Raw genomic sequence first — 1,268 nt, forward strand, 5'->3', positions numbered from 1 at the left:
TGCGCCGCGCCCCGCGCCGCGTACAGGCAGCCGCGCGCGCCGAGCGTCACGACGACCTCGGGCACGCGGTCGAGCAGCACCCGCGCGGCCTCGGCCGGGTCGCGGCTCCCGGTCAGCGCGGCGGCCTCGTGCTCGTTGGGGACGAGGAGGTCGGTCGCGGCGAGGAGCCCCGGGGGCAGGGTCTGCGCGGGCGCGGGGGTGAGGACCGTGCGCACGCCGTGGCGTCGCCCGGCCTCGGCGCCCGCGAGGACCGTGCCGAGCGGGATCTCCAGTTGCAGCAGCAGCGTGTCGGCCCCGGCGATCAGGTGCTCGTCGCCGGGCACGAGCCCGGTGAGGCTCGCGTTGGCGCCCGGGACGACGACGATCGCGTTGCCCCCGGCGTCGTCCACGACGATGTGCGCGGTGCCGCTCGGGCCGGGGACGAGGCGGAGCAGTTCGGTGTCCACCCCGGCGTCGGCGAGTTCCTGCCGCAGCCGGGTGCCCAAGGCGTCCTCGCCGACGGCGCCGATCATCGCGACGGTCCCGCCCGCGCGCGCGGCGGCGACGGCCTGGTTGGCGCCCTTGCCGCCGGGATGGGTGCGGAAACTGTGCCCGGTGACGGTCTCCCCGCGCTCGGGGGCGCGGGCGACGTGGGCGACGAGATCCATGTTCGTGCTGCCGAGGACCACGATGTGGCTCATGGCGTGGGGCTCCTGGTGGCGGTCGGGGGCGGCGCCTCGCCGTCCGTGGCGGGCACGTCCCGTACGAGGACGCGCTCCCGGGCGGCGGAGCGAGGTGCGGTCTGGTCGTGCGCGGCCCCGGGGGCGAGGGCGAGTTCCGTCGTGAGCCGGGCGAGCGTGCCGTAGTCCGCGCCGGTCCCGCCGGGATCGTTCCAGCTCCCCTTGACCGCTGTCCTCAATCGGTTCCCCAGGGGAGCGGTCCACACCCCGGGGACCCCGTGGAGCACTCCTGCGACGGACCCGGCCGTCGCTCCGTTCGAATCCGTGTCCCAGCCGCCGGAGACGGTACGGGTCACGGCGGCGGTGAAGAAGTCCTCCTCCGCGCCCGCCTCCACCGCGAGCGCCGCGTGGGTGAGCGCGGCGGCGAGCAGCGCCGCGTTCGGCACGACGTGCACCCAGTGCGTGCCCCGGTGGGCGGCGTGCAGCGCGTCCACGACGGTCGCGAAGTCCTCGTGGGTACGGGCGAGGGCGACCGCCTCGCGGACCGCGCGGGCCAGGCGCGAGCGGGCGGGCACGACGCGCAGGCCCGTCGCGAGGCAGTGGTGCGCG

2 protein-coding genes are annotated in these 1,268 nt (G+C 77.2%); both read right to left on the reverse strand.

Features of this window, described 5'->3' with window-relative positions; translation table 11 throughout:
* On the reverse strand, positions 1 to 680 hold a 680-nt coding region (locus G3I42_RS18590), incomplete at its 3' end, for a ribokinase (RefSeq protein ID WP_164287390.1).
* The coding region (locus G3I42_RS18595) for an ADP-ribosylglycohydrolase family protein (RefSeq protein ID WP_164287392.1) at positions 677 to 1,268 on the reverse strand (592 nt) is incomplete at its 5' end. The genes G3I42_RS18595 and G3I42_RS18590, both read right to left, overlap by 4 nt.

Origin of the sequence: Streptomyces sp. SID11385 (assembly GCF_010548245.1) — a bacterium.
In the GTDB taxonomy this organism is placed as follows: domain Bacteria; phylum Actinomycetota; class Actinomycetes; order Streptomycetales; family Streptomycetaceae; genus Streptomyces.